This is a genomic window from Streptomyces sp. CWNU-52B, from assembly GCF_047444975.1.
Lineage (GTDB): Bacteria > Actinomycetota > Actinomycetes > Streptomycetales > Streptomycetaceae > Streptomyces.
This window is the reverse complement of the sequence record NZ_JBLFJV010000019.1, coordinates 100,306-126,504: the sequence shown is the minus strand read 5'-3', so window position 1 is coordinate 126,504 and position 26,199 is coordinate 100,306. Positions and strand designations below refer to the sequence as shown.

Genomic DNA, 26,199 nt, shown 5'->3' with positions numbered 1-26,199 from the left:
TCGCACTCGGCGTACCGTGATAGATGCACACCCGCACATCCAGCTGAGACCGCACACGAGAACACATCTCAACATCCAGCTGAGACACCTCTGAGGAGACAGTGCTGTGACCGGGATCAAGACGACCGGCGAGAAGAAGATGATGTTCTTCTCCGGCCGCGCCCACCCCGAGCTTGCCGAGGAGGTCGCCCACCAGCTGGGTGTCGGGGTCGTCCCGACGAAGGCCTTCGACTTCGCGAACGGCGAGATCTATGTCCGCTACGAGGAGTCGGCCCGCGGTGCCGACTGCTTCCTGATTCAGAGCCACACGGCGCCGATCAACAAATGGATCATGGAACAGCTGATCATGATCGATGCTCTGAAGCGGGCTTCCGCCCGGAGCATCACGGTGATCATGCCGTTCTACGGTTACGCGCGTCAGGACAAGAAGCACCGTGGACGTGAACCGATCTCGGCGCGTCTGATCGCCGACATGCTGAAGACGGCCGGTGCGGACCGCCTCCTGACGGTCGATCTGCACACCGACCAGATCCAGGGCTTCTTCGACGGCCCGGTGGATCATCTGTTCGCGCTGCCGCTGCTCGCGGACTACGTGGGCCACAAGGTGGACCGTTCGAAGCTCACGGTGGTGTCTCCGGACGCCGGCCGGGTGCGGGTCGCGGACCGCTGGTGCGACCGGCTGGGCGCGCCGCTGGCGATCGTGCACAAGCGGCGCGACAAGGACATCGCGAACCAGGTGACGGTGCACGAGGTCGTCGGTGACGTCGAGGGCCGGGTCTGTGTCCTGGTCGACGACATGATCGACACGGGTGGCACGATCTGTGCCGCGGCGGACGCGCTGTTCGCGCACGGTGCGGAGGACGTCATCGTGACGGCGACGCACGGTGTGCTGTCGGGTCCGGCGGCGGACCGGCTGATGAACTCGAAGGTCAGTGAGTTCATCTTCACGGACACCTTGCCCACCCCGGGTGAGCTGGAGCTGGACAAGATCACGGTGTTGTCGATCGCTCCGACGATCGCGAACGCGGTGCGTGAGGTCTTCGAGGACGGTTCGGTGACCAGCCTCTTCGACGAGTAGCGGGTCCGCGTAGATCGATTTCTTGTACGGCCTCCCCGCCGCGTAAGCTGTGACAGTTGCTCGGCGAGGGAGGCCGCACTGTTTCGGTGCGGCGGTCCGTTATCGACGCGCTCTTCGTAGCAGGCCGATGGTGTGGCCGGGTGACTTTCTTCCCCTGCTTCCCCTGTTCTACGAGGAGTGACTATGCCCGAGGTCAAGCTCGCCGCCGAGACCCGCACCGAGTTCGGCAAGGGTGCCGCGCGCCGCATCCGCCGTGAGAGCAAGGTTCCCGCCGTTGTGTACGGGCACGGTGGCGAGCCGGTCCACATCACGCTGCCGGGTCACCAGCTGCAGCTCGCGCTGCGTACCCCGAACGTCCTGCTGACCCTGGACATCGAGGGCAAGACCCAGCTGGCGATCCCGAAGGCCGTCCAGCGTGACGCCATCAAGGGTTTCCTGGAGCACGTCGACCTGCTGCTGGTGAAGAGCGGCGAGAAGGTCAGCGTCGAGGTGTACGTGCACACCGAGGGTGACCTGGCTCCGGGTTCCTTCCTGCTCGAGCACGTGCTGAGCACGCTGACGGTCGAGGCCGAGGCGACGCACATCCCCGAGTCGGTCACCGTGTCGATCGAGGGCCTGGAGGCCGGTGCGGCCATCCTCGCGAAGGACATCCCGCTGCCCGAGGGCACGACGCTGGTCACCGACGAGGACGCCGTCGTGCTGCAGGTTCTGGCCGCGCAGTCGGAGGAGCCCGCGGACGACGCTTCGGACGAGGCCGCCGAGGCCTGATCCGTACCGGATCGCTGTTCGCCGGCCGCCGCTCCTTCGGGGGTGGCGGCCGGTGTGTGTCCGCCGGTCGAGGACTGCCGGCGGAGAACGACCGGTCAAGGACGCCAAGGACGCCAAGGACCCATGGGAGCAACGGACGTGACCTCGCAAGCATCGTCGGAGCCGGGTGCCCCCTGGCTGATCGTGGGGCTCGGCAATCCCGGCCCCGAGTACGCCATGAACCGGCACAACGTGGGTTTCATGGTGGCGGACCTGCTGGCGGGGCGGGTCGGCGGGAAGTTCAAGCGGGCGGGCCGGGCCCAGGCCCAGGTGATCGAGGGGCGGATCGGGCCGCCGGGTCCGCTGAACCGCCGGGTGATCCTGGCCAAGCCGATGTCGTACATGAACCTGTCGGGTGGCCCGGTGACGGCGTTGCGTGATTTCTACAAGGTGCCGACGGCGAACGTCGTGGCGGTCCATGACGAGCTGGACATCGACTACGGGGTGCTGCGGCTGAAGCTGGGCGGCGGCGACAACGGTCACAACGGTCTGAAGTCGATGACGAAGGCGATGGGTCCCGACTATCACCGGGTGCGTTTCGGTATCGGGCGGCCGCCGGGCCGTATGCAGGTGGCTGATTTCGTTCTGAAGGACTTCGGGTCGGCGGAGCGCAAGGAGCTGGACTACTTCGTGGACCGCGCGGCGGACGCGACGGAGGCTCTGGTGATCGAGGGTCTGGAGCGGGCGCAGTCGACGTACAACTCGTGAGCGGTGTCGTGCGGTGGTCGTCGGGGTGGTCGACAGGTCCGCACAATGCGGGACTTGTCGCTTCCTGAGCGCTGTTCGAGTTGACCGGGTGCGGGGGCATGGCCAAGGATCGCCGCCATGCCGTCCCATGCCTCCCGTCGGAATCCGGCTGATCGGAATCCGGCCGGTCGGAAACCAGCCCGTCGGAGCTCGGTCGCCGCGCTGCGGTTCGGGCAGCTCGCGGCGATGGGTACGGTCGCGGTGCTGATCCTGATCGCGGGTGTGTGGGCTTCCTGGGGGACGGCCCAGCACGTGGTGCTGGCCCAGGGGCGTGAGCGCGGCACGATGACGGTCACCAAGTGTGCCGAGGGGCGCTGCACGGGTCCGTACCGGCCGGTGTCGGAGGGGTCGACGGCGCGGGATGTGGTGGTTCTCGACAGTGATGTGGCGGTGGACAAGGGCCGTACGTACACGGTTGTCGTGAAGCCGGGTACCGATGACGTGGTCCGTACGGGCACGGGTGGTCTGCTGTACGCGTGGGTGCCGTTGGGCGGCGCGATGATGCTCGCCTCGGTGGTGGTGGCGGGTGGGCTGCGGTTGAGCCGGCTGGGGTGGGTGCTGGGCGGTGCGGGTCTTGCGCTGGTCACGGCGGCGTTCCTGGCGCTCTGATCCCGGGGCCGCGTACCTCCGTGAACGCCGGAAGGCGCCCGCACGACCCTGTTCGGGTCGCGCGGGCGCCTTCTGCGCTGTGCGGGCCGGTCGTACGCGGGCCGGTCAGCCGGTGTTGCGCAGGCCCGCCGCGACGCCGTTGACGGTGAGGAGCAGGGCGCGGGACAGCAGCGGGTCGGCCTCGGAGCCGGCCGCCGCGGCGTCGCGCTGGCGCTTGAGGAGTGCCACCTGGAGGTAGGAGATGGGGTCCAGGTAGGCGTCGCGGATGGTGAAGGTCTGCTTGAGGACCGGGTGGGCGTCGAGGAGTTCGGGTTCGCCGGTGATGCGCAGCACTTCGCGGACGGTGAGTTCGTGTTCGGCCTGGATGGTGGTGAACACGTGCTTGAGCTCGTCGGGGACGAGGGTGTCGACGTAGTGGCCGGCGATCCGCAGGTCGGTCTTGGCGAGGGTCATCTCGACGTTGGAGATGAAGTTGCGGAAGAAGTGCCACTGTTCGTGCATTTCGTTCAGGACGCTGTCGAGGCCGGCTTCGCGCAGTGCCTTGAGGCCGGCTCCGACGCCGAACCAGCCGGGGACGATCTGCCGTGACTGGGTCCAGCCGAACACCCACGGGATGGCGCGCAGTCCGTCGAGCGAGACGCCCGAGCCGGGGCGGCGGGAGGGCCGTGAGCCCAGGTGCAGGTCGGCGAGCTGGTCGACCGGTGTGGAGGCGAGGAAGTACGTCGGCAGGTCGGGGTCCTCGACGAGGGCGCGGTAGGCGGCGTGGGCGGCGTCGGAGACGACGTCCATGGCGGCGTCCCAGCGGGCGAGGGCCTCGTCGGACTGGCGGGGTGCGGTGTGCAGGGCGGAGGCCTGGAGGGTGGCCGCGACGGTCAGTTCCAGGTTCTCGCGGGCCAGGGACGGTACGAGGTACTTGTCGGAGATGACCTCGCCCTGTTCGGTGACCTTGATCTCACCTTCGAGGGTGCCCCAGGGCTGGGCGAGGATCGCGTCGTGGGAGGGGCCGCCGCCGCGGCCGACGGTGCCGCCGCGGCCGTGGAAGAGGCGCAGGCGTACGCCGTAGCGGTGGGCGACGTCGCGCAGTCGGCGCTGGGCGCGGTGGATCTCCCACTGGGAGGTGGTGATGCCGCCGAACTTGGAGGAGTCGGAGTAGCCGAGCATGACTTCCTGCACGTCTCCGCGCAGGGCCACGAGCCGTCGGTAGGACGGGTCGGAGAGCATGTCTTCGAGGATGGTGTCGGCGGCCTTGAGTTCGTCGGTCGTCTCCAGGAGGGGGACGATGCCGATCTTGGCCCAGCCGGCGTGCAGGTCGAGGAGTCCGGCCTCGCGGGCGAGTACGGCGGCGGCGAAGACGTCGTCGGCGCCCTGGCACATGGAGATGATGTAGGACTCGATGACCTCGGGTCCGAAGACCTTGAGTGCCCTCTTGACGGTCTCGAAGACGCCGAGGGTCTTCGCTCCGGCGGCGTCGAGCGGTGCGGGGGTGGGGCCGAGGGGCCGGCGGGAGCGCAGTTCCTTGGCGAGGAGCTTGTGCCGGTATTCGCGCGGCATGTCCTCGTAGCGCCAGGATTCCTCGCCGAGCCGGTCGAAGAGCTGGCCGAGCGCGTGGTGGTGGGCGTCGGCGTGTTCGCGTACGTCCATGGTGGCGAGCTGGAGGCCGAAGGCGGCGAGGGTGCGGATGGTGCGGTTCATGCGGCCGTCGGCGAAGAGGGCGCCGCGGTGTGCGCGCAGGGAGGTCTGGATGAGGGTGAGGTCCTGCAGCAGTTCGGCGGTGCCGAGGTAGTCGCGGCCGTCCTCGTGGGGGATGCCCTTGGCGAGGCGCTGCTTGGTGTTCTCCAGCTTCTGCCGGATGCAGGTGGCCTTGAGGCGGTAGGGCTCTTCGGCGTTGAGGCGCTTGTAGCGGGGGCTGATCTCGGGCAGCCGTTCCAGGTCGGTCCGGAGGGAGGCGAGCAGTTCCTCGGTGGCGCCGGTGTAGCGGATGGAGTTGGAGAGGAAGCCGCGGAGTTCGTCGATCAGTTCCAGGGCGTCGTTGATGCCGTGTTCGTGCTGGAGGATGAGGACGTCCCAGGTGACCTGGGGGGTCACGTTGGGGTTGCCGTCGCGGTCGCCGCCGATCCAGGTGCCGAAGGTGAGGGGGCGGGTCTCTTCGGGGAGCTGGACGCCGACGCGTTCGAGTTCGGCGGTGAGGTCCTCCAGGACGTCTCCGACGGCGCCCGCGTGGAGTTCGTCGAGGTAGTAGATGGCGTTGCGGGCCTCGTCGGCGGGTTCGGGGCGTACGACGCGCAGCTCGTCGGTCTGCCAGACGAGGTCGATGTTCTCGGCCAGACGGGTGTCGTAGCGGCGCCGGTCGGCTTCGATGACCGGGGTCTCCAGCAGGGCGGCGATGCGGCGCAGCTTGTTGAGGACGGAGCGTCTGGCCGCTTCGGTGGGGTGTGCGGTGAAGACGGGGCGGACGTTGAGGTTCTTGACGCTGGCGCGCAGGTGTTCGGGGTCGGCGTCCTTGAGGCGGTCGGCCGTCCGGGCGAGGAGTCCGCCTTCGGCTGCTCGGCGGGCGCGCAGTTCGCGGCCGCGGTGGACCTGTTCGGTGACGTTGGCCAGGTGGAAGTAGGTGGAGAAGGCGCGGACCAGTTTGGCCGCGGTCTCCAGTTCCGTGCCGCGCAGCAGTTCGGCGGCGGCTTCGCCGTCCTCGCGGGTGAGGCGGCGGACCTTCTCGACCAGTTCGAGGAGCTCGGGTCCCTCTTGCCGTACGAGGGTCTCGCCGAGCAGGTCTCCGAGGCGGCGGATGTCGGCGCGCAGCTCACTGCCGGTTGTCGTGGTCTGGTCGTCGGCACTGCTCACAGGTGCGGCTCCTTGCAGTGTTGAAGCTCGTCTGGAGGGGAACCCGTCGGCCCGTGGCGGCGTGCGCCGCGTCGGCGGCTGGGCATACGGGAATGGAACAGAGCGGACCGCGCTGTCCGAACGAGACCAAGGATAGGTGTCCGTCCGGTGGCGCGGTCTCTTGGGCTCTTGCCCCCGGGCAACGCGCTGTCATACTTACGATGCCGTAGGTTACGGAACCGTAGGCACTGTTTCCGGCTATCCGCTGGTGCGGTTACCGGCCACGCGGGTGCGGTTACCGGCCCACACTCACACTCCTCGACTCCCCAGGGGACGCCCCATGCCGAGTTCCGATGTGATCGATGACGCCCCGAAGGCGCCCGACGACGACTCCTCCTCATTCCCCTCCGCCACGCTGGGCGGCGAGCAGAAGCGTTCGATCGAGCAGATCACTCTCCTCCTCTTCATCACGGTCCCGTTCCTGGCCGTTCTCGCGTCCGTGCCGCTGGCCTGGGGCTGGGGCGTGAGCTGGCTGGACCTGGGTCTGCTGGTGTTCTTCTACTACCTGGGCTGCCACGGCATCACGATCGGTTTCCACCGGTATTTCACGCACGGCGCCTTCAAGGCGAAGCGCCCGTTGCGGATCGCGCTGGCGATCGCCGGTTCGATGGCGGTCGAGGGGCCGCTGGTCCGCTGGGTGGCGGATCACCGCAAGCATCACAAGTTCTCCGACGCGGAGGGTGATCCGCATTCGCCGTGGCGTTTCGGTGAGACGGTCCCGGCGCTGATGAAGGGCCTGTGGTGGGCACACATCGCATGGATGTTCGATGAGGAGCAGACGCCGCAGGAGAAGTACGCGCCGGACCTGATCAAGGACAACGCGCTGCGCACGATCTCGCGCCAGTTCCTCCTGTGGGCGGGCCTGTCCCTGATGCTGCCCGCGCTGATCGGCGGTCTGGTGACGATGTCCTGGTGGGGCGCGTTCACGGGCTTCTTCTGGGGCTCGCTGGTGCGGGTGGCGCTGCTGCACCACGTCACCTGGTCGATCAACTCGATCTGCCACGCGGTGGGCAAGCGCCCGTTCAAGTCGCGTGACCGCTCGGGGAACGTGTGGTGGCTGGCCGTGCTGTCCTGCGGCGAGTCCTGGCACAACCTGCACCACGCGGACCCGACGTCGGCCCGGCACGGTGTGGAGCGCGGCCAGGTGGACTCCTCGGCCCGGCTGATCCGCTGGTTCGAGCGGTTCGGGTGGGCGTACGACGTGCGCTGGCCGTCACGCTCGCGTATCGATTCCCGTCGCAACCCGGACGGGAAGGGCTCCCGACGCAGGGCGAAGGCCGCCGAGGCGGCATGATTGACGGCGTGGCCGACTCCAGCGCACCCAGCAATGAAAAGCCGCGGCGCGTCCGCCGCACCCGGATGACCGGTGCGGAGCGGCGGGCCCAGTTGCTGGAGATCGGCCGCACGCTGTTCGCCGCGAAGGGTTTCGAGGCGACGTCGGTGGAGGAGATCGCGGCGAAGGCCGGTGTCTCCAAGCCGGTCGTGTACGAGCACTTCGGCGGCAAGGAGGGCCTGTACGCGGTGGTGGTGGACCGGGAGATGCGCCGTCTCCTGGACGGGGTGACGAGCTCCCTCACCGCGGGCCACCCCCGCGAGCTGTGCGAACAGGCGGCGTTCGCCCTCCTGGACTACATCGAGGAGTACACGGACGGCTTCCGCATCCTGGTCCGCGACTCCCCGATCCCGCAGTCCACGGGCAGTTTCGCGTCGCTGATCTCGGACATCGCCACGCAGGTGGAGGACATCCTGGGCCGCGAGTTCAAGCGCCGCGGCTTCGACGCGAAGCTCGCCCCGCTGTACGCCCAGGCCCTGGTCGGCATGGTCGCGCTCACCGGCCAGTGGTGGGTGGACGTACGCCGCCCGAAGAAGGCGGAGGTGGCGGCCCATCTGGTGAACCTGGCGTGGCACGGCCTGGACGGCCTGGAGGCGAAGCCGCGCCTGATAGGCCGCCGAAAGAATTAACGAACCAACCACAAGGTCAACCTTGTGGTATCTATATAGCCATGACTGAGATTGCGATCAGCGCGGCCCGTTCCCAGCTCGGCGACCTGGTCCGGCGGGCGGCCCACGGCCGGGAGACCATCGCCCTCACGGACCACGGCCACGTGGCCGCGCTGCTCGTCTCCCCTCAGGTCATAGAGGACCTGGAGGATGCGCTGGCGGTCGCCGACTATCAGCGACGTGAAGCCGCCGGAACGGTTGAGCCCGGTATCCCCATGGCAGAGGTACGCAGGCGACTGGGGCTCGAACAGAAGTGACCTACGAAATCACCTTCGAGCCACACGCTCTCAACTCCGCAGCCCGATTCCTCGAAGAGGATCCGAACGGCCTCGTCCTGCTCCTGGACACCGTCGACAAGCTGGCCCACGACCCTCGTCCAGCAGGGTCGACCGCCTACGGTTCTCCCAACCTCCGACGCCTCCGCGTCGGCGACTACCGCGTCCTCTACGTCATCGACGACACCGTGATCCGCATCCTCGTCACCCACCTGGGCCGCACTCCCTGAGGGCTACCGCTCCATGATGTCGCGGGCCCCGAGCGCCAGGTCGTTCGTGACGGTGAAGAACGGCCTGACCCGGGTGGCGCCGCGCTCCCGCGCCTCGGCGGGCGAAGCCTTCGACCTGCTGAACTGCGGCTGGTACGGAGTCGAGGGCGACGCCCTCAATTCCAGCCTGTCTTGCGCCGCAGCCATCCCGATCGTCGGCTGGGGCGCCACAGGCGGCAAGTGAGGCAAGACCGGCATTTCTGCGGTGGAGGCGTTCGCCAAGGCCATGCGTGCCGACGGCAAGGTGCCACACGTATGGACCGCGAACCCGAGAAAGGGCTTCTCGAACAGCCAAAACGCTGCCGACTACGGGTCCAGGCATAAGGCGGAGTTCCCCGAACTCTCCTCGGTTTCGGAGTATGTCCAACTCGCCCATCGGTACAGCGCGCTGGGCCGCAGCGCCATCAAGAACGGCCAGCCGGTCCCTGGCTACCGCGTTTACCAGCAGAACGGCGGATCCGTCGAGGTGTTCGACAGCGGCAGCAAGACATGGTCCGCGTTCACGCCGGATGGGATCCCTCAGACGATGTACAAGCCACAGCCACGTAACGCCGGCCACCCCAACGGCTACACGGGAAGCTTGGAAGACTGGCTCAAGGAACCTGGCCGCGGAACGGAGATCCGGTAAGTGCAGCCCGAAGAGAACATGAAGGTCCCCGCGGAGACGGTTTGTCGTGTCTGCGGGCTGGACGACGGGAAGACACCCCTCTGGGATGAGTACGGTGCGCCGCGGTACGTCATCTGCCCCTGTTGTGCCACCGAGTCGGGGATCGGCGACGACAACCTGTCCCAGGTACGTGAGATCCGCGGCTACTGGGTGGCCCGCGGCGCGGAGTGGGACGATCCGCGAATGAAGCCGCAGAACTGGGACCTGTTGAAGCAACTGGGCAACATCCTCCCCGAGTGGCGCTGACGCACCACGGAGCCGTGGCGTGTCCGCACGCTGGCACGCCATGGAAACGGCCGGTACGCCCGCGTGTGACTCGGGAGATCGGCAACGGCTTCAAGAACTCCAGCCGGTTGCCCACCGGGTCCTCCGAGTAGAAGCGGCGGTGGCCCGGAAGCAGGTCGTCCCAGGTGACCGTCGCTCCATGGGCGGCGAGCCGGGCGGCGTACGCCTCGATACCCGTGACCCGCAGGCCCGGGTGCGCCTTCCTCGCGGGACGGAAGTCCTCCTCGATCCCCAGGTGCAGCCGGACCGCCCCGCCCGCCCGGAACCAGCAGCCCCCGCGCGCGGCGAGGACGGGCGGCTTGGTGACCTCGGTCATGCCGAGGACGTCGACGTAGTACGCCCGCAGCGCGTCCTCGGACCCGGGCGGGGCGGCGAGCTGGACGTGGTCGACGGCGGTGAGCATCCGGTCAGCCGGCCTTCCTCGCCACGGCGAACAGCCGCCGGAACGGCAGGACCGTGCCGTACGGGGCCGTCGGGTAGGCCGTGCGCAGCAGGTCCCGGTATTCGACCGTGAAGGCGTCCGCCGCCTCCGGGTCGTCGGCGAGAGCCGTGAGCGCGGGCCGCATCCCGGTGCCCTTCGACCAGTCGAGCACGGGGTCCTCGCCCGCCAGGAGCTGCATGTACGTCGTCTCCCACACATCCACCTCACAGCCGAGCCGCGCCAGCCGGTCCAGGTAGACGAGCGGCGCGTGCACCGAGTCCTCGCTCCGCAGGACTCCGGCCAGGCGGCCCCTCCAGCGCGCGGAGGCGGCGAGTTCGCGCATCAGGGCGTGCAGCGGCGCGTCGATGTTGTTCGGCACCTGGAAGGCGAACGTGCCGCCCGGGGCCACCGCGTCGAGCCAGGGCCCGAAGGCCTCCAGGTGTCCGGGCACCCAGTGCAGCGCCGCGTTCGACACGATCAGGTCGTACGCCTCGGTGGGCGTCCAGTCCGCGAGGTCCGCGTGAGCGAAGTCGAGGCGGCCGCCGCCCGCCGTGGGGCCCGCGTGCGTCTCGGCCCTGGCGAGCATCTCCGGGGAGTTGTCGTACCCCGTGATGTGCGCGTCGGGCCAGCGCTCGGCGAGCCGGGTGGTGACGTTGCCGGGTCCGCAGCCCAGGTCGGCGATGCGGGCCGGGGCGCCGGGCAGGAAGGGGATCCGGCCGATCAGCTCGGCGAAGGGGCGGGCGCGGTGCTCCGCGTGCCGCAGGTACTGGCCCGGGTCCCAGGTGGGAGTGGTGGCGGCGGGCATCGGGGGCCTCCTCGGGTCGTCGTGGTGCGGCCCGGCCGACCTCGTCGACGAGCCGTGCACCCACCCTCACACCGAAAGTCTCTTGACGTCAAGAGACTCCACATCAAGAGACTTCATGTCGACACAACCACTACACTGATCGCCATGGAGGACGAGGTCGATCGGCTGGTCGCAGCATGGCGCCGGGAGCGCCCCGACCTCGACGTGGAACCACTCGAGGTACTCAGCCGCGTGAGCAGGCTGGCGCGGCATCTGGACCGCGCACGGCGGATAGCGTTCGCCGAGCACGCTCTGGAGCCGTGGGAGTTCGACGTGCTCACCTCACTGAGGCGCGCCGGAGTCCCGTACCAGCTCTCCCCCGGTCAGCTCCTCACGCAGACCCTCGTCACGTCGGGCACGATGACGAACCGTATCGACCGGCTCGCGAAGAAGAGCCTGGTCGAGCGGCTGCCCGACCCCAGTGACCGGCGCGGCGTGCTCGTGCGCCTCACCGAGGAGGGCCGCGACCGCGCCGACCAGGCACTCGCCGGGCTCCTCGACCAGGAGCGGGCGATCCTCGCGGAGCTCAGCGGTGCCCAGCGTGGTGAACTCGCCGCCCTGCTACGCCAGTTGACCGCCCCGTTCGACAACATCCCCGGTTAGGTCGACCGGGCCGACGCCGGCGCGGCGGGCGAGCGCCACGGCCGCGAGGGTCGAGTGCACGCCCAGCTTCCCCAGCACGTTCTGCATATGGGTGCGGACCGTGTGCGGGGAGAGGAACAGCCGCTCGGCGACCGCTTTTCGCCCCAGTCCGGCCACCATGCAGCGCAGCACCTCGCGCTCGCGCGGCGTCAGCGACTCCACCAGCCGCTCGCTCTCGGTGCGGTGCTTGCGGGCCGCGGTCAGTTCGCGCAGCACGCCGGTGAGCAGGGCGGGCGGCAGATGCGTCTCGTCCCGGAGCACGCCCCGGATGACGGTCAGCAGCCGGGACAGCGAGCAGTCCTTGGCGACCCAGCCCGAGGCACCGGCCTGCAGGGCGAGGGCCGCGCGGCGCGGATCGTCCTTCTCGGCGAGCACGACGGTACGGACACCGGGCTGGCCCGAACGGACGCCCGCCACCAGCGAGATGCCGTCGACCAGGCCTTCTTCGTTGTTGTCGTGCACGGGCACGGCCGGGCGGGCGCCCGGTACGTTGCCGCCGAGGTCGGCGTCGACGAGCAGCACGTCGAATCTGCGGCCTTCCGCTATCGCCCGCTCCAGGCAGCGCAGTGCGGCCGGGCCGCTGCCTGCGGCGGAGACGTCGACGTCGGGCTCGGCAGCCAGGGCTGCGGCGAGCGACTCGGCGAAGATACGGTGGTCGTCGACGACCAGAACACGGATGCGAACCACTGAAACCCCCACTGGTCGGGGGACGGACCGGCGCAGGTACGGCGCCCGAGGTGATCCCGAGCCTCCTGTCGACTCGGAAAACGGGGTGCCGCAGCCGCACGGCCGCCGCCGTGCTGGACTGCTTACCCCCACTTCGGGCGTCGTACCCGACTGTCTCGCCCCCTGATCAACACCGGCCCCCACCGGTGCTGTTCAACAGGGTAAGGCCGTGCGGCAGGAGCGGAAGGTGATTTGCAGAACTGATTGGCCAGCGCGTTTATGGTGAGCCGTATGTTTCGTATTGAGACAGAAGTCGACAAGGAACGTAGCCAATTCCTACGGGCTCGGCTACGGGAGGCCAACTTCGCCGGCTCTCCCGTGCTGCGTTCTCTGCGCGGAACGCCTGGTGAACGGGAACGTCCGCTCCAGGTCTGGGCGGTGGAGCCGGGTGGTGGGGTGGTGGGCGGGCTGGTCGGGCACACGTGGGCGACGTGGCTGCATGTCGCCCATCTGTGGGTCGACGAACGGCAGCGGGGGGCCGGGCTCGGCTCGCTGCTGCTGTCGCGGGCGGAAAATCTGGCTTGTTCGTCACGGGGGTGCCGTGGCGCCCGCCTGGAGACGTGGGACTTCCAGGCGCCCGAGTTCTACCGGAAGCAGGGGTACGAGGTGGTGTGCGCGATCCCCGACTACCCGCCGGGGGTCACGGAGTACACCCTGACGAAGCGCCTGCCCTGACCGGCCTTCTTTCGCCCCCGCCGCCCCTACCCGTCCCATCCCTGGGGGCTCCGCCCCCAGCCCCCCGCATCGCGCTGAACGCGCTCGTCCTCAAACGCCGGACGGGCTGAAAAACCCAACCCCCGGCCGGGCGGCGCTGAAAAGCCGGGGCGAAGCCCCGCTTTTCAGGGGCGCGGGGAACTGCGCGACCAGCCCCCACCGGACCCGCACCCGCTCACCCCACCCGCCGCGCCCCCTCCGAAGGCACCGCAGGAAACACCCGTGGTGCCGTGTAGCCCGCCGTCGCGAACGCCTCCGTCACCGCTTTCGTCACCGTGTCCGCGTCCGCCGTCTCGACCAGGACGACCGCCGAGCCCCCGAACCCGCCCCCCGTCATCCGCGCGCCGAGCGCCCCCGCCTGGTTGGCCGTGGTGACGACGAGGTCCAGCTCCGGGCAGGAGATCCGCAGGTCGTCACGGAGCGAGGCGTGCCCGGCCGTCAGGACGGGGCCGATCCCGCGGACGTCCCCCGCGTCGAGCAGCGCGATGACCTCGTCCACCCGGTGGTCGTCGGACACGACATGGCGTACGTAGCGGCGTACCCGCTCGTCCGAGAGGCGGGCGAGCGCCGCGTCGAGGTCCTCGTACGGGAGGTCCCGCAGGAAGGGGATGCCGAGTTGCCGGGCGCCCTCCTCGCAGCCCTCCCGCCGCTCCGCGTACGCCCCGTCGCCCAGCGCGTGCTTGACGCGGCTGTCCACCACCAGGAGCTGCAGTCCCTGGGAGGGCAGGTCGAAGGGGACCTGCCGGATCGACAGGTCACGGCAGTCGAGGTGGAGGGCGTGGCCCTCCGTGGAGCAGGCGGACGCCGTCTGGTCCATGATCCCGCAGGGCACGCCCACGAAGTCGTTCTCGGCCCGCTGCGCGATCCGCGCCAGCTCGGGCCCGGTGAGGCCGAGCTCGAACAGGTCGTTCAGGGCCAGGGCCGTCACGACTTCGAGCGCCGCCGAGGAGGACAGGCCCGCGCCCGTCGGGACGGTCGACGCGAGGTGGATGTCCGCGCCGGTGACGGTGTGCCCGGCCGCGCGCAGCACCCAGACGACGCCTGCGAGATACGCCGCCCAGCTGGTGTTCGTCAGCGGCGTCAGGGTGTCGACGTGCAGTTCGACGACCGGGCCCTCGATGTCGGCCGAGTGCAGGCGCAGTACGCCGTCGTCGCGGCGCGAGACCGCGGCGACCGCCGTGTGCGGCAGTGCGAGCGGCATGACGAAGCCCTCGTTGAAGTCGGTGTACTCACCGATCAGGTTGACCCGGCCGGGAGCCGCCCAGATCCCCTCGGGGGCCGTCCCGTACAACCGCTCGAATCCGTCCCGGACCCGCTGAACCGCCTGCCCGGCTTCCTGCTGTGCCCCCACTAGTGCCCCTCCACCTTCGCGGCGCTCTGCTCCGCGATGTTCTGCGCGAACTCCCATGCGTCCGCGACGATGTCCGCGAGATCCGCGCGGGACGGGTTCCAGCCGAGCCGTTCGCGGGCCGTGGCGGCGGAGGCGACCAGGGTCGCCGGGTCGCCCGCCCGGCGCGGGGCCGCGACCTCGGGGATCGGGTGTCCGGTCACCCGGCGGACGGTCTCGATCACCTCGCGGACCGAGAAGCCGTTGCCGTTGCCCAGGTTGCAGATCAGGTGCTCGCCGGGCCGCGCGGCGGCGACCGCCAGCAGGTGGGCCTCGGCGAGGTCGGCCACGTGGATGTAGTCGCGTACGCAGGTGCCGTCCGGTGTCGGGTAGTCGTCGCCGTAGACCGAGATGGCGTCGCGGCGGCCCTGGGCGACCTGGAGGACGAGCGGGATCAGATGCGACTCGGGGTCGTGCCGCTCACCGCAGGTGCCGTACGCGCCCGCCACGTTGAAGTAGCGCAGCGAGACGGCGGCCAGCCCGTGCGCCGCCGCCTCGCCCGTGATCATGTGGTCGACGGCGAGCTTCGAGGCGCCGTACGGGTTCGTGGGCGCCGTCGGCGCGGACTCGACGATCGGGGTGGTCTCCGGCTCGCCGTACGTCGCCGCCGTGGAGGAGAAGACCAGCCTGCGGACGTCCGCCGCGCGCATCGCCGCGAGCAGGGCCATCGTGCCGCCGACGTTGTTGTCCCAGTACTTCTCGGGCTTCACGACCGACTCGCCGACCTGCGAGAACGCGGCGAAGTGGAGCACCGCGTCGAAGGAGGGGTCCAGCCACTTGGCGGCGTCGCGGATGTCGCCCTCGATGAACGAGGCGCCCGCGGGGACGCCCTCACGGAAGCCGGTGGAGAGGTTGTCGAGGACGGTCACCTCGTGGCCCGCCTCCAGCAGGTGCTGCGCGACCACGCTGCCCACATAACCCGCACCGCCGGTGACCAGGTACTTCCCACTCATTGACTCGCTACCTCTCGCAGTCGCTGGGCCGCGGCCTCCGGCGGCACGTCGTTGATGAACACGCTCATGCCGGACTCGGAACCCGCGAGGAACTTCAGCTTGCCGGAAGTACGGCGAATGGTGAAAAGCTCGAGGTGGAGGGCGAAGTCCTCGCGCACCACACCGTCGAACTCCTCCAGCGTGCCGAACGGCGCCTGGTGCCAGGCCGAGATGTACGGCGTCGGAGGCTCACCTTCGCCGAAGATCCGGTCGAAGCGCCTCAACAGTTCCAGATAGACCTTGGGGAACTCTGTGCGCGCCCCCTCGTCCAGGCCCAGCAGGTCGGGCACACGACGGCGCGGGTACAGGTGCACCTCGTACGGCCAGTGCGCCGCGTACGGCACGAAGGCCACCCAGTGCTCGGTCTCCAGGACGATCCGCTCGCCGGCGAGTTCACGCTCCAGCACGGCGTCGAAGAGGTTCTCCCCGCCCGCGGCCTCCTTGTGCGCCGCGAGCGAGCGGAGCATCAGGGCCGTGCGGGGTGTGGTGAAGGGGTACGCGTAGATCTGCCCGTGCGGGTGTCCGAGGGTGACGCCGATCTCCGCGCCGCGGTTCTCGAAGCAGAACACCTGCTCCACGGAGGGCAGGTGGGACAGCTCGGCGGTGCGGTCGGTCCACGCGTCCAGGACCAGGCCGACCTGCTCCTCGGTGAGCCGGGCGAAGGACGCGTCGTGGTCCGAGGTGAAGCAGACGACCTCGCAGCGCCCGGCGTCCCCGGCCAGTGACGGGAAGCGGTTCTCGAACACCGCGACGTCGTACGAGGAGTCGGGGATCTCGCTGAGCCGGTCGCCCTCGGAGGGGCACAGCGGGCATTCGTCGGCCGGCGGGTGGTAGGTGCGGCCCTGCCGGTGCGAGGCGACGGCCACCGCGTCACCGAGCAGCGGGTCGTGCCGTACCTCCGATGTGGTGACCGTCCGGTCCAGTGGGCGCCGGTCCACCGCGTCGCGCACCGTGTCGTCGCGCGAGTCGTAGTAGATGAGCTCACGACCGTCGGCCAGCCGGGTCGAGGTCTTCTTCACGCCGGACTCCCCATCACTACCCGATCAAACCAACCAACAGAGCAATAAACAGAACCGAACACATCAAACCACAATTCCCCACGCACGTCATCACCAGAAACAAACAAAGAGCACCAAGCAAAGAGCACCAGACAAAGCACCGGACAAAGCACCAAGTGAAGTGAGCGCTCCATGCAGACCCCCACACCTTCCACCGTCGCGCCGCCCACGCACCTGGCGGCGGAGCTGCGGCTCCCCACCAACTGGCTCGACTACACGATCCTGGCGATCTACTTCGTCGTCGTGCTCGGCATCGGGTTCGCCGCCCGCCGCTCGGTGAGGACCAGCCTCGACTTCTTCCTCTCCGGGCGTTCGCTGCCCGCCTGGGTGACCGGACTGGCCTTCGTCGCCGCCAACCTCGGCGCGACCGAGATCCTGGGCATGGCCGCCAACAGCGCCCAGTACGGCGTCTACACCGTGCACTGGTACTGGATCGGCGCCATCCCCGCCATGGTCTTCCTGGGCCTGGTGATGATGCCCTTCTACTACGGCTCGAAGGTCAGATCGGTCCCCGAGTTCCTGCTGCTGCGCTTCGACCGGGGGGCGCACCTGCTCAGCTCCGTGCTGTTCGCCTTCGCCGCGGTCCTCATCGCGGGCGTGAACCTCTACGCGCTCGCCATCGTCGTCGAGGCGCTGCTCGGCTGGCCGGAGTGGGTGTCGATCGTCGTCGCGGGCGCCTTCGTGCTCGCGTACATCACCCTCGGTGGTCTGTCGTCCGCGATCTACAACGAGGTGCTGCAGTTCTTCGTCATCCTCGCCGCGCTCATCCCGCTCACGATCCTCGGCCTGAAGAAGGTCGGCGGCTGGGACGGTCTGACCGACTCGCTGACGGCGGGCCACGGCGGTGACTTCACCACCGCGTGGGGCGGCACCGGCATCGGCAGCGACAACCCGCTGGGCGCCAACTGGCTGACCATCGTGCTCGGGCTCGGTTTCGTGCTCTCGTTCGGCTACTGGACGACCAACTTCGCCGAGGTGCAGCGCGCCCTGTCCGCGAAGAACCTGTCCGCGGCCCAGCGCACCCCGCTCATCGCCGCGTTCCCGAAGATCTTCATCGTCTTCCTGGTGATGATCCCCGGCCTGGTCGCGGCGGTGCTCGTCCCGAAGATCGGCACGGCCGGCTCCGACCTCCAGTACAACGACGCGATCCCGTACCTGATGGAGGACCTGCTCCCCAACGGTGTCCTGGGCATCGCGGTGACGGGTCTGCTGGCGGCCTTCATGGCGGGCATGGCGGCCAACATCTCGTCCTTCAACACGGTCTTCACCAACGACATCTGGGGCAAGTACGTGAAGCGGGACGAGGAGGACGCGTACTACGTGCGCTTCGGCCGCCTCATCACGGCCGTCGGCGTGCTGGCGTCGATCGGCACGGCGTTCCTCGCCTCCTCCTTCTCGAACATCATGAGCTACCTCCAGACGCTGTTCTCCTTCTTCAACGTGCCGATGTTCGTCGTCTTCATCGTCGGCATGTTCTGGAAGCGCGCGTCGGTGAAGTCGGGCTTCTGGGGACTGCTGGCCGGCACCACGGCCGCGATGGTCAACTACTTCGTCCTCTACAAGCAGGACATCATCTCCATCCCCTCCGACCAGGGCGCCAACTTCGTCTCGGCGATCGCCGGGTTCGTGGCCGGCGCGGTCGTCATGTTCGCCGTCTCCCTCTTCACCGCGCCGAAGCCGGCGGAGGAGCTGCGGGGGCTGGTGTACGGGTCCAGCTCCCCCGGCATGGAGGAGCCGGCCGGCGCGGGCGACGACGTCTGGTACCGCAGGCCGGCGCTGCTCGGCTGGGGCGCGGTCGTCCTGGCGGCGCTCTGCTACATCCCCTTCTCCTTCTGACGACGCCCCCTGCCGACGACGACTCGTACCGACGACTTCCGCTTCTGCCGACCGGAGGACTGATCCCCCATGTCCCACCAGTACGACGAGCACGACCGCCCCGCACGCCCCGAACACCCCGAACACACCGGACACTCCGAGCACGACGTCCACCGCCAGGTCACGGAGCTGGAGGGCAAGTCGGCCACCGCGGCCCGGCTCTTCGACATCCGCCGCATCATCGGCGGCCTCTTCGTGATCTACGGGATCATCGTGACGATCGCCGGGATCACCGCGTCCGACGCCGACATCGACAAGGCGGAGGGCGTCAACATCAACCTCTGGACGGGCCTGGGCATGCTGGCCCTCGGCCTGTTCTTCCTCGCCTGGCTGCTGCTGCGCCCCACGGCACCGCCGCCCCCGGCGGACGAACGGAGGGAAACCCCGGCCCAGGTCTGAGGCACACCGGATGGCGGCCCGGTACGCGCGTTCCTACGGTTGGTCCATGCCGATCACCCGCACCGCGCATACCGGCCGCGGCCACAACCGAGACACGACCACCGGCTTGCAGCGGGACGCCGACGCGTTGCGCGACGCCGGGGTGACCGGTGTGTCGGTGCGGCTGGAGACACCGGACGGGGTGCGTTCGGTGCCCAGTACGCGCTCGTCCACCTGGGCGTGTGCTCGGCCTCCATCGCCCTGCTGCTCGCGGATGTGATCAGGAAGGGGGTCGCCGAGTGACCGGGAGCGCGCACGGCCTCGTCGGGCGCGCCTGGGACGCCGACCCCGGTCACCTCCGCGCCCTCACCCCGGACGAGTCGCTGAGCCCCCTCCTCGCCGAAGTGAACTCCCGCAGCCGGCAGTCCCAGCACCAGCACCAGTCCCGGCCCAGATGACAGCACCCCCCGTGGACGGCGCCCTTACCCGGGTCGGTCCTGGGGCTCCGGCGTCGCGTGCGGTGGGACCGGGCCCGCGCGGTCCAGCAGGCCCGTGCGGGCCGCCAGCGCGGCGGCCTCCAGGCGGGAGCCCACGCCCAGCTTCATCAGGACCCGCTGGACGTGGGTGCGGGCCGTGCTCGGGGCTATGCCCATGCCGGCCGCGATCAGCCGGGTGTCCTCGCCGTCCGCGACCCGGACCAGCACCTCCACCTCCCGGGGCGTCAGCATCTGGAGCAGTCGCTGTCCCTCGTCGTCGGGCTGCGCGGCCGGGTTGAGCAGTTCGCTGAAGGCACCCTGGAGGAGCTGCGGCGCCACCGCCGCCTCCCCCGCGCGAGCCTTCATGATGGCCCGCTCGACACCCTCTATCCGCTCGTCGTGCCGTACGTACCCGGAGGCACCCGCGGCGAACGCCGCGGCGATCCCGCGCGGATTGGGCACCGGTCCCAGGACCAGCACCGCGACCTGCGGCCGCTCCCGCTTGATCTTCACCACCGGGTCGAACATGCCCGGTTCGGCCGGTGTGGCCGTGCCGATCAGGCACACCTCCGGCGCCCTCGTGATCACCAGCTCCGCCGCTCCCGCGGCAGGCGCCGCCGCGGCCAGCACGCGGTGTCCGCGCAGCTTCAGGGCCGAGGCCAGCGCCTCGGCGAGCAATCGGTGGTCGTCGACCACCATGAGCCGCACTCCCATCGAGCCCAACCCCCCAGTCCCCCCAAGGATCCCTACTGGTACCCCATGGCTCGGAGCCCCCCGGCTCTCCATCCCCCGGAAGCTACACGCTTGTTCGACGTTGCGCTTCCCCTACTGGAGAGAACTGCCCCGGATTACCGAAAATCCTCGTATTCGCGAGCGATGGGGGGTACGGGCACGGCTCCGCCCCTGAGCAGGGGCGGAGCCGTGATCGACGGGCGGACGCCCGGCAGGCGTACCGGCGCACCGGCCGGAGCCGCGCACGCGGTCCCGCGCTACTTCGCGCCGAATCCGATCGCCGTGTAGTCCTTCTCGTCGGCCGAGTAGGGCGCGCTGATCAAGTCCTCGGCCATGAAGAGCCGGCCGGCGGTGTAGCGCATCTCCGACGACTTGGGCACCATTCCGCTGATCGCGCTGCGGACCTGGTCGGTGGCCGGGGTCTCCAGGAGCTTGGTCTCCTTGAGGGTCTTGCTGTCGATGGTGACGACCTGGGAGCCCTTGTCGTAGGGGCCGCTCTTGTACGCGAGGATGTTCGTGCCGTCCATCCGGATCGGGAAGATCTCGTAGCCCTCGCCCGCGTCGGCGCGGTCACTCGTGGACTTGCCCGTGGCCAGCGAGAAGGACACGATCTCGTTGACGCGGGAGTACTTCTCCCCGCCCTCGTGCTGCTTGGTCGGCACGTACAGCCTGTCGTTGCCGACCGCGACCGACTTGCAGTCGTGGATCTTGTTCACACCGCAGTCGTGCTCGTACTTGCCGTCCTCCAGCGTGATCTTCGTACGCAGCTTGCCGCTCTCGTCCATCGAGAAGATGTCGGTCGCGCCGGACGAGGTGATCTCTCCGGAGTCCACGCCGAAGACGACCGGCTTGGTGGAGATGACCTTGGCGTTGTCGATGCCCGAGGGGAGCTTGTAACTCCACTTGACCGTGCCCGACTTCGGGTCGAGCAGCTGGACCTCGAACTTCTCGTTGCCGTAGTCACCGCACTTGCGGACCGCGACCAGCTGCTCGCCGCCCGCGTAGCCGACGTCCTCGCACGTGTCGACCTTGGGCTGCCACAGGACCTTGCCGTCGCTGATGTCGAAGGCCGCGCCGCCGTCGAGTCCCGAGCCCGCCGCGACCGTGGTGCCGGTGATGCTGACCTCCTTGAACCGGGCCTTCTCACCGCCGCCCGGTGCCACGGACTTCGTCCAGCGGGCCTTCCCGGTGTTCATGTCGAAGGCCGTGACCTCGGTGCACCTCGGGTACGGGTTCGCCTTGGTGCGGGGGGCGTCCTCCGCGACCACCACGGCGACCCCGTCCTCGGTGACCTCGGGGGAACCGGCGCAGGTCAGGCCCGTCAGCGGCAGGGTCCAGAGCTCCTTGCCGGTGTCCGGGTCATGGCCGACGACCTTGCGGACGCCCGCCTTGGCGTACACCTTGTCCGTCAGCCAGGACCCCTCCACGCTCCAGACGTCCTTCTTGGGGACCTCGGGCGCGGGCAGCTGGAAGAGGACCTTCGCGTCGGTGCCGGCCGGCACCTTCTCGGTGCCGCCGCCCCCGCCCGTGCCCGTGCCGCCGTCCTCGCCGCCCTTGCCCTCGGTGCCGCCGGAGCCCGCGGAGGTGTCCTTGTCGTCCTTGCCGGACGACGAGTTCGCGTACAGGACACCGCCGCCGACGATCAGCGCGATCACCACCACGGCGGCGACGATGATCGCCGTCTGGGCGTTGAACTTCCCCCCGCCCTGCGGGGACTGCGGCTGCATGGGCATGGTGGGCGGCTGCGGATAGCCGTACGGCTGCTGCGGCTGCCCCGGGTAGCCGTAACCGGGCTGGGTCGGCGCCTGGGGCTGGCCCGGGTAGCCGTAGCCCGGCTGGGCCGGTGCCTGCGGGGCGCCCTGCGGGTAGCCGTACGGCTGCTGCGGCTGGCCCTGCGGCGCGGCGGGCGGCGGCGTCTGGGGGGACTGCGGCGGGGTCTGCGGGTAGCCGTAGCCCGGCTGCGGGGGCCCGGCGGGCTGGCCCGCGGGCGGTGTCGGCGGGCCGAATCCGCCCGGCGGCGGGTCCTGCGGGGCGCCGAAACCGCCGCCCTGGGGCGGCTGGTTGGGCGGTGGGGGCGGGGGCGGCGGCTGGCTCATGGCGTGGATACCTCGCGTGCGAAGGGGACGAAGGAGAAGAAGGAAGCCAAGGAGGCGCAGGAAGCGAAGGAGACGAAGGAGGCGAAGAACGGGTGGCCGTGCGCCGCCGGCCGTACCGGCGACAGGTGACGGCGGCGAGGCGCGGAGAGAGGCGAAGCGGGCCCGGTCACTTGCCGTAGGCCAGCATCAGCTTCTCCTTCGAGTCGTCCCTGCCGTTCAGCCGGGTCGTGGAGAGGTAGAAGCGCCCGTCCACGTAGTCGACGGCCTTCGAGAAGAAGCCGTTCTCGACCTCCGCCGCGCCCTGCGGGTTCTGCAGCAGCGTCGTCGGCGTGTGCGCACCGCCGCCGGTCGGGATCGAGACGACCCGTCCCGCCGCGCTGTACGAGGGCTGCACGTACGCGACGAGGTCCGTGCCGTCCAGCTTGAGCGGCATCATCGAGTTGTCCGACGGGGACTTGACGCGCCACTTCTCCTTGCCGCTCTCCAGGCTGACCGCGACGATCTCGTTGGCGCCGCTCTTCGCCTCGGTCGGCAGGTAGAGGGTGTTGGCGTCGGCCGCCACGCCCTCGCAGCCCTGGAGGTCACGCGAGAGGATCGCCCAGCCGCACTGCGGCGCGAACGTCTCGTCGACGTCGAGCTGCGAACGGCCCGAGCCGTCGTTCTTCAGCGTGGTGACGTTCCACTGCTTCTTGTCCTTGTTGGTGAGGTACAGGACGACGGGATCGACGGAGTACGCGCGGTCGACGCGCCAGCCCTTGGGGATCTTCTTGGTCCACTTGGCCTTGCCGGTCGCCGGGTCGAGCTCCTGCACCTCGTCGTGCTCGTTGTCGCCGCCCGCGCCGCAGGACGACACGGCGAGCAGCTTGTTCCCGCCTGCGAACGCCGCCGGGAAGCAGGTGTCGTCGTACTTCTTCTTGTCGAAGAGCTTGTCGCCGCTGCCCGTGTCGTAGCCGATGCCGGACTGGGAACGGCCGACCATCAGCGTGTCCCCGGAGATGGTCAGGCTCAGGCTGAGGGAGCTGTCGAACAGCTCACCCTTCGGGATCTCCTCGGTCCAGCCCTTCTTGCCGGTGGCGAGGTCGATCTGCACGAGCTGGTTGCACTCGGCGCCGTCCTTGCTGCCTTCCTTGTACGCCACGAAGACCTTGTCGTCGGCTGTCTTCTGCGTGGACGCGGCACAGATCGGCTGCGGGAAGGTGAGCGCGGGCCAGCTGACCTTGCCGTCGGCGACGTCGTACCCGAAGACCTGCTTGTACGCGGCCTTCACGGCGACCGTGTCGGTGATCCACAGGCCGGGGGCGTCGGCGCCGGAACCGGGGGCGTCGGGCGCCTCCTTGTACCAGAGCACCTTCGACTCGCCCGCCTGGCGGCCCTCGTTGAGGTCGTCCGTGCCGGCGTCACCGCTGCCCTCGCCGTCACCGGGGTCGACCGGCGCGTCCGAGCCGCTGGGCTTGGCGTCCTGGCTCTTCTCGGCGACGGGCTTCTTCTTGTCGCTGTCGTCGTCGCTGCCGGAGACGGCCCACACGGTGGTGCCGATGACCAGCACCGCGGCCAGCGCCGCCCCGATGACCAGGGCGGGCTTGCCCTTGAAGGGGTTGTTCGAGCCACCGCCCGGCGGAGTGCCGGGCCCGCCCGGGAACCCCGGCTGCTGCGGGTAGCCGTACCCGGGCTGCTGGCCGTAGGGCCCCGGCTGCTGCGGCTGACCGTACGGACCCGGCTGGGCGTACGGTCCCGGCGGCGGCTGCTGGCCGTACGGTCCTGGCTGTTGCTGCTGCGGCGGCTGACCGTAGGGGCCCTGCTGCTGCGGGTAGCCGTAACCGGGGCCGGCCGCGGGCGGCGGGGTCTGCGGTGCGCCCTGCGGAGGTGGCGGGGTGTTCGGTGCGCCCTGCGGGGGCGGCGGGGTCGACGGCGGCTGGGCCGGCGGAGGGCCGAAACCACCACCCTGCGGTGGTTGGTCCTGCGGCGCTCCGAACCCGCCCTGCGACGGCTCCTTGGGTGGCTGGGTCATCAGCGTGTTCCCCCTCTTCACTGATTTTTAGCCATGCCCTGCAGTACGCACCGCACCGGGCGATGTACTCAGAGTGGTTGTCGAACGGCCTGAGAGTGTTCTCAGACGGCTCTTTCTATCACCCTGAGGGCCTCGAACAACGGGCCGGTTCTCCCCTGTTCCCAAGGGAGGACCGGCCCGTGACGTCCTCGTTATGCGTCTTCACCCGCTCTTCACGCGTCGTCGGCGAGCTCCAGCCAGCGCATTTCCAACTCCTCGCGTTCGGTGGCCAGTTCACGTAGCTCGCTGTCCAGTTTCGCCACTTTCCCGAAGTCCGTGGCGTTATCTGCGATTTGCGTGTGGAGCTTGCTCTCCTTGTCGGAGATCTTGTCCAGCTGCCGCTCGATCTTCTGGAGTTCCTTCTTCGCGGCGCGGCCGTCCTTGGCGGACGCGGCGGCGGAGGAGGCGCTCTTTTCGGCCACGGAGACCGGCGCCGCGGCCGCGGCCGCCGCCTCCATCGCGTGCCGCCGCTCCAGGTACTCGTCGATGCCGCGCGGCAGCATCCGCAGGGTCGCGTCGCCGAGCAGCGCGAACACCCGGTCGGTCGTCCGCTCGATGAAGAACCGGTCGTGGGAGATCACGATCATGGAGCCGGGCCAGCCGTCGAGGAGGTCCTCCAGCTGGGTGAGGGTCTCGATGTCGAGGTCGTTCGTCGGCTCGTCGAGGAAGAGGACGTTCGGCTCGTCCATCAGCAGCCGCAGCAGCTGGAGCCGGCGGCGCTCACCGCCGGAGAGGTCGCCGACGGGCGTCCACTGCTTCTCCTTGTTGAACCCGAAGGTCTCGCAGAGCTGGCCCGCGGTCATCTCACGGCCCTTGCCGAGGTCGACCCGGTCACGGACCGCCTGGACGGCCTGGAGCACCCGCAGCGTCGGGTCGAGCTCGGCGACCTCCTGGGAGAGGTAGGCCAGCTTGACGGTCCGGCCGGTGACGACCCGGCCCCCGGCGGGCTGCTTCTCGCCGTCGGAGCGGGCGGCCTCCGTCATGGCGCGCAGGAGGGAGGTCTTGCCCGAGCCGTTCACCCCGACCAGACCGATGCGGTCGCCAGGACCGAGCTGCCAGGTCAGATGCTTGAGGAGCACCTTGGGCCCGGCCTGCACGGTGACGTCCTCCAGCTCGAAGACGGTCTTGCCGAGCCGGGACGAGGCGAACTTCATCAGCTCGCTGCTGTCCCGGGGCGGCGGCACGTCCGCGATCAGCTCGTTGGCGGCCTCGACGCGGAACCGGGGCTTGGACGTACGGGCCGGGGCGCCGCGGCGCAGCCAGGCCAGCTCCTTCCTGACCAGGTTCTGCCGCTTGACCTCCTCGGTGGCGGCGATGCGCTCCCGCTCGGCGCGCGCGAAGACGTAGTCGGTGTAACCGCCCTCGTACTCGTACACGTCGCCCTTCTGCACGTCCCACATGCGGGTGCAGACCTGGTCGAGGAACCACCGGTCGTGCGTCACGCAGACGAGCGCGGACCGGCGCTCGCGCAGATGCCTGGCGAGCCAGGAGATCCCTTCCACGTCCAGGTGGTTGGTGGGCTCGTCGAGGACGATCAGGTCCTGCTCCTCGATGAGCAGCTTGGCCAGCGCGATGCGCCGGCGCTCACCGCCGGAGAGCGGTCCGATCACGGTGTCGAGGCCCTGCGGGAAGCCGGGCAGGTCGAGCCCGCCGAACAGGCCCGTCAGTACGTCCCTGATCTTGGCGTTGCCCGCCCACTCGTGGTCGGCCATGTCCCGGATGACCTCGTGGCGGACGGTGGCCTCGGGGTCGAGGGAGTCGTGCTGGGTGAGCACACCGACGTGCAGGCCGCCCGAGTGGGTGACGCGCCCGGTGTCGGCCTCCTCCAGCTTGGCGAGCATCCGGATCAGCGTGGTCTTGCCGTCACCGTTCCGGCCGACCACCCCGATCCGGTCCCCTTCGGACACGCCGAGGGAGACTCCGTCGAGCAGCGCACGGGTTCCGTACACCTTGCTGACTGCCTCGACATTGACCAGATTGACGGCCATCGCACTCCTGAGAAGGGGGGATCGATCGACCTTCCAGGGTAGTCGTCTGGAAGAGTGATCCTTCCGCCCACCCCGAAAGGCCCGACAACGGCCGCGGCCTTCGATTTTCAGGGGCGCGAGGAACTGCGCAATCGTGTGCCTTCCGACTCCCGAGCGCGCAGGCCAGCAGGCACCGGCCTTCGGCTTTCAGGGGCGCGGGGAACTGCGC

General features: G+C 69.5%; 29 protein-coding genes and 1 pseudogene. 18 read left to right on the top strand and 12 right to left on the bottom strand.

Annotated elements, in window-relative coordinates; translation table 11 throughout:
- Positions 1 to 106 precede the first annotated feature (106 nt).
- The 4 genes from ACLVWQ_RS18430 to ACLVWQ_RS18415 all read left to right on the top strand — a co-directional run bounded on the left by ACLVWQ_RS18430 (position 107) and on the right by ACLVWQ_RS18415 (position 3,241).
- Positions 107 to 1,078: a ribose-phosphate diphosphokinase gene (locus tag ACLVWQ_RS18430; protein WP_414109929.1), complete on the top strand. Its 972-nt coding sequence runs from the start codon at positions 107 to 109 to the stop codon at positions 1,076 to 1,078.
- Between the two features lie 183 nt (positions 1,079 to 1,261).
- Positions 1,262 to 1,846, top strand: a complete 585-nt coding sequence (locus ACLVWQ_RS18425) for a 50S ribosomal protein L25/general stress protein Ctc (RefSeq protein ID WP_414109928.1) — start codon at positions 1,262 to 1,264, stop codon at positions 1,844 to 1,846.
- A gap of 123 nt (positions 1,847 to 1,969) precedes the next feature.
- The gene (pth, locus tag ACLVWQ_RS18420; RefSeq protein WP_414109927.1) at positions 1,970 to 2,593 is read left to right on the top strand and encodes an aminoacyl-tRNA hydrolase; all 624 of its coding nucleotides are present in this window, start codon (positions 1,970 to 1,972) and stop codon (positions 2,591 to 2,593) included.
- A 117-nt stretch (positions 2,594 to 2,710) separates the two neighbouring features.
- Entirely contained in the window at positions 2,711 to 3,241 is a 531-nt protein-coding gene (locus tag ACLVWQ_RS18415) for a hypothetical protein (RefSeq protein WP_414109926.1), read from the top strand.
- A gap of 105 nt (positions 3,242 to 3,346) precedes the next feature.
- Here the strand turns inward: ACLVWQ_RS18415 and ppc are convergent, their stop codons facing one another.
- Positions 3,347 to 6,079, bottom strand: a complete 2,733-nt coding sequence (ppc, locus tag ACLVWQ_RS18410; RefSeq protein WP_414109925.1) for a phosphoenolpyruvate carboxylase — start codon at positions 6,077 to 6,079, stop codon at positions 3,347 to 3,349.
- 319 nt (positions 6,080 to 6,398) lie between these two features.
- Between ppc and ACLVWQ_RS18405 the strand changes: the two genes are divergently transcribed.
- Genes ACLVWQ_RS18405 through ACLVWQ_RS18375 form a run of 7 tightly spaced genes read left to right on the top strand, consistent with a single transcriptional unit; the run spans position 6,399 to position 9,576 of the window.
- Positions 6,399 to 7,412, top strand: coding sequence for an acyl-CoA desaturase (locus ACLVWQ_RS18405; protein ID WP_414109924.1), 1,014 nt, complete (start codon positions 6,399 to 6,401; stop codon positions 7,410 to 7,412).
- Positions 7,409 to 8,080 carry a TetR/AcrR family transcriptional regulator gene (locus ACLVWQ_RS18400; RefSeq protein ID WP_414109923.1) on the top strand — a complete coding sequence of 224 codons (672 nt, stop codon included), beginning with the start codon at positions 7,409 to 7,411 and terminating at the stop codon, positions 8,078 to 8,080. The genes ACLVWQ_RS18405 and ACLVWQ_RS18400 overlap by 4 nt, the downstream gene beginning before the upstream one ends.
- A gap of 41 nt (positions 8,081 to 8,121) precedes the next feature.
- The gene (locus ACLVWQ_RS18395; protein WP_414109922.1) at positions 8,122 to 8,376 is read left to right on the top strand and encodes a type II toxin-antitoxin system Phd/YefM family antitoxin; all 255 of its coding nucleotides are present in this window, start codon (positions 8,122 to 8,124) and stop codon (positions 8,374 to 8,376) included.
- Positions 8,373 to 8,624: a type II toxin-antitoxin system RelE family toxin gene (locus ACLVWQ_RS18390; RefSeq protein ID WP_414109921.1), complete on the top strand. Its 252-nt coding sequence runs from the start codon at positions 8,373 to 8,375 to the stop codon at positions 8,622 to 8,624. Before ACLVWQ_RS18395 ends, ACLVWQ_RS18390 begins: the two co-directional genes overlap by 4 nt.
- A gap of 46 nt (positions 8,625 to 8,670) precedes the next feature.
- Entirely contained in the window at positions 8,671 to 8,847 is a 177-nt protein-coding gene (locus ACLVWQ_RS18385) for a hypothetical protein (protein ID WP_414109920.1), read from the top strand.
- A 21-nt stretch (positions 8,848 to 8,868) separates the two neighbouring features.
- Positions 8,869 to 9,291, top strand: a complete 423-nt coding sequence (locus tag ACLVWQ_RS18380) for a hypothetical protein (protein WP_414109919.1) — start codon at positions 8,869 to 8,871, stop codon at positions 9,289 to 9,291.
- Positions 9,292 to 9,576, top strand: a complete 285-nt coding sequence (locus ACLVWQ_RS18375; protein ID WP_414109918.1) for a hypothetical protein — start codon at positions 9,292 to 9,294, stop codon at positions 9,574 to 9,576.
- Positions 9,577 to 9,661: 85 nt separating this feature from the next.
- On the opposite strand, the pseudogene ACLVWQ_RS18370 reads toward ACLVWQ_RS18375, so the two are convergent.
- Positions 9,662 to 10,018: pseudogene (locus tag ACLVWQ_RS18370) on the bottom strand (VOC family protein); the annotation flags it as partial.
- Between the two features lie 4 nt (positions 10,019 to 10,022).
- A complete protein-coding gene (locus tag ACLVWQ_RS18365) occupies positions 10,023 to 10,841 on the bottom strand; it encodes a trans-aconitate 2-methyltransferase (protein WP_414109916.1) in 819 nt (272 codons plus the stop codon).
- A 144-nt stretch (positions 10,842 to 10,985) separates the two neighbouring features.
- On the opposite strand from ACLVWQ_RS18365, the gene ACLVWQ_RS18360 reads away from it, so the two are divergent.
- Positions 10,986 to 11,483, top strand: coding sequence for a MarR family winged helix-turn-helix transcriptional regulator (locus ACLVWQ_RS18360; RefSeq protein ID WP_414109915.1), 498 nt, complete (start codon positions 10,986 to 10,988; stop codon positions 11,481 to 11,483).
- Here ACLVWQ_RS18360 and ACLVWQ_RS18355 read toward each other — a convergent pair.
- Complete coding sequence (locus ACLVWQ_RS18355) at positions 11,442 to 12,209, bottom strand: LuxR C-terminal-related transcriptional regulator (protein WP_414109914.1); 768 nt, start codon at positions 12,207 to 12,209, stop codon at positions 11,442 to 11,444. The genes ACLVWQ_RS18360 and ACLVWQ_RS18355 overlap by 42 nt on opposite strands.
- Before the next feature lie 258 nt (positions 12,210 to 12,467).
- On the opposite strand from ACLVWQ_RS18355, the gene ACLVWQ_RS18350 reads away from it, so the two are divergent.
- Complete coding sequence (locus tag ACLVWQ_RS18350) at positions 12,468 to 12,923, top strand: GNAT family N-acetyltransferase (RefSeq protein ID WP_414110377.1); 456 nt, start codon at positions 12,468 to 12,470, stop codon at positions 12,921 to 12,923.
- Positions 12,924 to 13,137: 214 nt separating this feature from the next.
- Here the strand turns inward: ACLVWQ_RS18350 and galK are convergent, their stop codons facing one another.
- Genes galK through ACLVWQ_RS18330 form a run of 4 tightly spaced genes read right to left on the bottom strand, consistent with a single transcriptional unit; the run spans position 13,138 to position 16,533 of the window.
- Positions 13,138 to 14,313 (bottom strand): galactokinase, encoded by a 1,176-nt coding sequence (gene galK / locus ACLVWQ_RS18345; RefSeq protein ID WP_414109913.1) that lies wholly within the window; start codon positions 14,311 to 14,313, stop codon positions 13,138 to 13,140.
- The gene (gene galE, locus ACLVWQ_RS18340) at positions 14,313 to 15,302 is read right to left on the bottom strand and encodes a UDP-glucose 4-epimerase GalE (RefSeq protein ID WP_414109912.1); all 990 of its coding nucleotides are present in this window, start codon (positions 15,300 to 15,302) and stop codon (positions 14,313 to 14,315) included. The genes galK and galE overlap by 1 nt, the downstream gene beginning before the upstream one ends.
- A complete protein-coding gene (galT, locus tag ACLVWQ_RS18335; protein ID WP_414109910.1) occupies positions 15,299 to 16,360 on the bottom strand; it encodes a galactose-1-phosphate uridylyltransferase in 1,062 nt (353 codons plus the stop codon). Before galT ends, galE begins: the two co-directional genes overlap by 4 nt.
- Complete coding sequence (locus tag ACLVWQ_RS18330) at positions 16,357 to 16,533, bottom strand: hypothetical protein (protein ID WP_414109909.1); 177 nt, start codon at positions 16,531 to 16,533, stop codon at positions 16,357 to 16,359. Before ACLVWQ_RS18330 ends, galT begins: the two co-directional genes overlap by 4 nt.
- Here ACLVWQ_RS18330 and ACLVWQ_RS18325 point away from each other — a divergent pair.
- From ACLVWQ_RS18325 to ACLVWQ_RS18310, 4 genes are all read left to right on the top strand, one after another.
- Positions 16,532 to 18,235: a sodium:solute symporter family protein gene (locus ACLVWQ_RS18325; RefSeq protein ID WP_414109908.1), complete on the top strand. Its 1,704-nt coding sequence runs from the start codon at positions 16,532 to 16,534 to the stop codon at positions 18,233 to 18,235. The genes ACLVWQ_RS18330 and ACLVWQ_RS18325 overlap by 2 nt on opposite strands.
- Before the next feature lie 69 nt (positions 18,236 to 18,304).
- Positions 18,305 to 18,673 (top strand): hypothetical protein, encoded by a 369-nt coding sequence (locus ACLVWQ_RS18320; RefSeq protein WP_414109906.1) that lies wholly within the window; start codon positions 18,305 to 18,307, stop codon positions 18,671 to 18,673.
- Positions 18,674 to 18,719: 46 nt separating this feature from the next.
- A complete protein-coding gene (locus ACLVWQ_RS18315; RefSeq protein WP_414109905.1) occupies positions 18,720 to 18,932 on the top strand; it encodes a hypothetical protein in 213 nt (70 codons plus the stop codon).
- Between the two features lie 19 nt (positions 18,933 to 18,951).
- The gene (locus ACLVWQ_RS18310; protein ID WP_414109904.1) at positions 18,952 to 19,110 is read left to right on the top strand and encodes a hypothetical protein; all 159 of its coding nucleotides are present in this window, start codon (positions 18,952 to 18,954) and stop codon (positions 19,108 to 19,110) included.
- A gap of 24 nt (positions 19,111 to 19,134) precedes the next feature.
- Here ACLVWQ_RS18310 and ACLVWQ_RS18305 read toward each other — a convergent pair whose 3' ends face one another.
- A complete protein-coding gene (locus tag ACLVWQ_RS18305; RefSeq protein WP_414109903.1) occupies positions 19,135 to 19,842 on the bottom strand; it encodes a helix-turn-helix transcriptional regulator in 708 nt (235 codons plus the stop codon).
- A 275-nt stretch (positions 19,843 to 20,117) separates the two neighbouring features.
- A complete protein-coding gene (locus tag ACLVWQ_RS18300; RefSeq protein WP_414109902.1) occupies positions 20,118 to 21,956 on the bottom strand; it encodes a PQQ-binding-like beta-propeller repeat protein in 1,839 nt (612 codons plus the stop codon).
- 3 nt (positions 21,957 to 21,959) lie between these two features.
- Between ACLVWQ_RS18300 and ACLVWQ_RS18295 the strand changes: the two genes are divergently transcribed.
- On the top strand, positions 21,960 to 22,085 hold the full coding sequence (locus tag ACLVWQ_RS18295; protein WP_414109901.1) for a hypothetical protein: 126 nt from the start codon (positions 21,960 to 21,962) through the stop codon (positions 22,083 to 22,085).
- Positions 22,086 to 22,122: 37 nt separating this feature from the next.
- Here ACLVWQ_RS18295 and ACLVWQ_RS18290 read toward each other — a convergent pair whose 3' ends face one another.
- Both ACLVWQ_RS18290 and ACLVWQ_RS18285 read right to left on the bottom strand, forming a co-directional pair.
- Positions 22,123 to 23,964: a PQQ-binding-like beta-propeller repeat protein gene (locus ACLVWQ_RS18290; protein ID WP_414109900.1), complete on the bottom strand. Its 1,842-nt coding sequence runs from the start codon at positions 23,962 to 23,964 to the stop codon at positions 22,123 to 22,125.
- A gap of 212 nt (positions 23,965 to 24,176) precedes the next feature.
- Positions 24,177 to 25,991, bottom strand: a complete 1,815-nt coding sequence (locus tag ACLVWQ_RS18285) for an ABC-F family ATP-binding cassette domain-containing protein (protein WP_414109898.1) — start codon at positions 25,989 to 25,991, stop codon at positions 24,177 to 24,179.
- Between the last annotated feature and the right edge of the window lie 208 nt (positions 25,992 to 26,199).

Coding starts and splice junctions, on each gene's coding strand:
- ACLVWQ_RS18400 (WP_414109923.1), top strand. CDS start 7,409: ATGATTGACGGCGTGGCCGACTCCAGCGCACCCAGCAATGAAAAGCCG.
- ACLVWQ_RS18285 (WP_414109898.1), bottom strand. CDS start 25,991: ATGGCCGTCAATCTGGTCAATGTCGAGGCAGTCAGCAAGGTGTACGGA.
- ACLVWQ_RS18360 (WP_414109915.1), top strand. CDS start 10,986: ATGGAGGACGAGGTCGATCGGCTGGTCGCAGCATGGCGCCGGGAGCGC.
- ACLVWQ_RS18365 (WP_414109916.1), bottom strand. CDS start 10,841: ATGCCCGCCGCCACCACTCCCACCTGGGACCCGGGCCAGTACCTGCGG.
- galE (WP_414109912.1), bottom strand. CDS start 15,302: ATGAGTGGGAAGTACCTGGTCACCGGCGGTGCGGGTTATGTGGGCAGC.
- ACLVWQ_RS18315 (WP_414109905.1), top strand. CDS start 18,720: ATGCCGATCACCCGCACCGCGCATACCGGCCGCGGCCACAACCGAGAC.
- pth (WP_414109927.1), top strand. CDS start 1,970: ATGGGAGCAACGGACGTGACCTCGCAAGCATCGTCGGAGCCGGGTGCC.
- ACLVWQ_RS18415 (WP_414109926.1), top strand. CDS start 2,711: ATGCCGTCCCATGCCTCCCGTCGGAATCCGGCTGATCGGAATCCGGCC.
- ACLVWQ_RS18405 (WP_414109924.1), top strand. CDS start 6,399: ATGCCGAGTTCCGATGTGATCGATGACGCCCCGAAGGCGCCCGACGAC.
- ACLVWQ_RS18425 (WP_414109928.1), top strand. CDS start 1,262: ATGCCCGAGGTCAAGCTCGCCGCCGAGACCCGCACCGAGTTCGGCAAG.
- ACLVWQ_RS18325 (WP_414109908.1), top strand. CDS start 16,532: ATGCAGACCCCCACACCTTCCACCGTCGCGCCGCCCACGCACCTGGCG.
- ACLVWQ_RS18395 (WP_414109922.1), top strand. CDS start 8,122: ATGACTGAGATTGCGATCAGCGCGGCCCGTTCCCAGCTCGGCGACCTG.
- ACLVWQ_RS18300 (WP_414109902.1), bottom strand. CDS start 21,956: ATGAGCCAGCCGCCGCCCCCGCCCCCACCGCCCAACCAGCCGCCCCAG.
- ACLVWQ_RS18350 (WP_414110377.1), top strand. CDS start 12,468: ATGGTGAGCCGTATGTTTCGTATTGAGACAGAAGTCGACAAGGAACGT.
- ACLVWQ_RS18305 (WP_414109903.1), bottom strand. CDS start 19,842: ATGGGAGTGCGGCTCATGGTGGTCGACGACCACCGATTGCTCGCCGAG.
- ACLVWQ_RS18320 (WP_414109906.1), top strand. CDS start 18,305: ATGTCCCACCAGTACGACGAGCACGACCGCCCCGCACGCCCCGAACAC.
- ACLVWQ_RS18330 (WP_414109909.1), bottom strand. CDS start 16,533: ATGGAGCGCTCACTTCACTTGGTGCTTTGTCCGGTGCTTTGTCTGGTG.
- ACLVWQ_RS18290 (WP_414109900.1), bottom strand. CDS start 23,964: ATGACCCAGCCACCCAAGGAGCCGTCGCAGGGCGGGTTCGGAGCGCCG.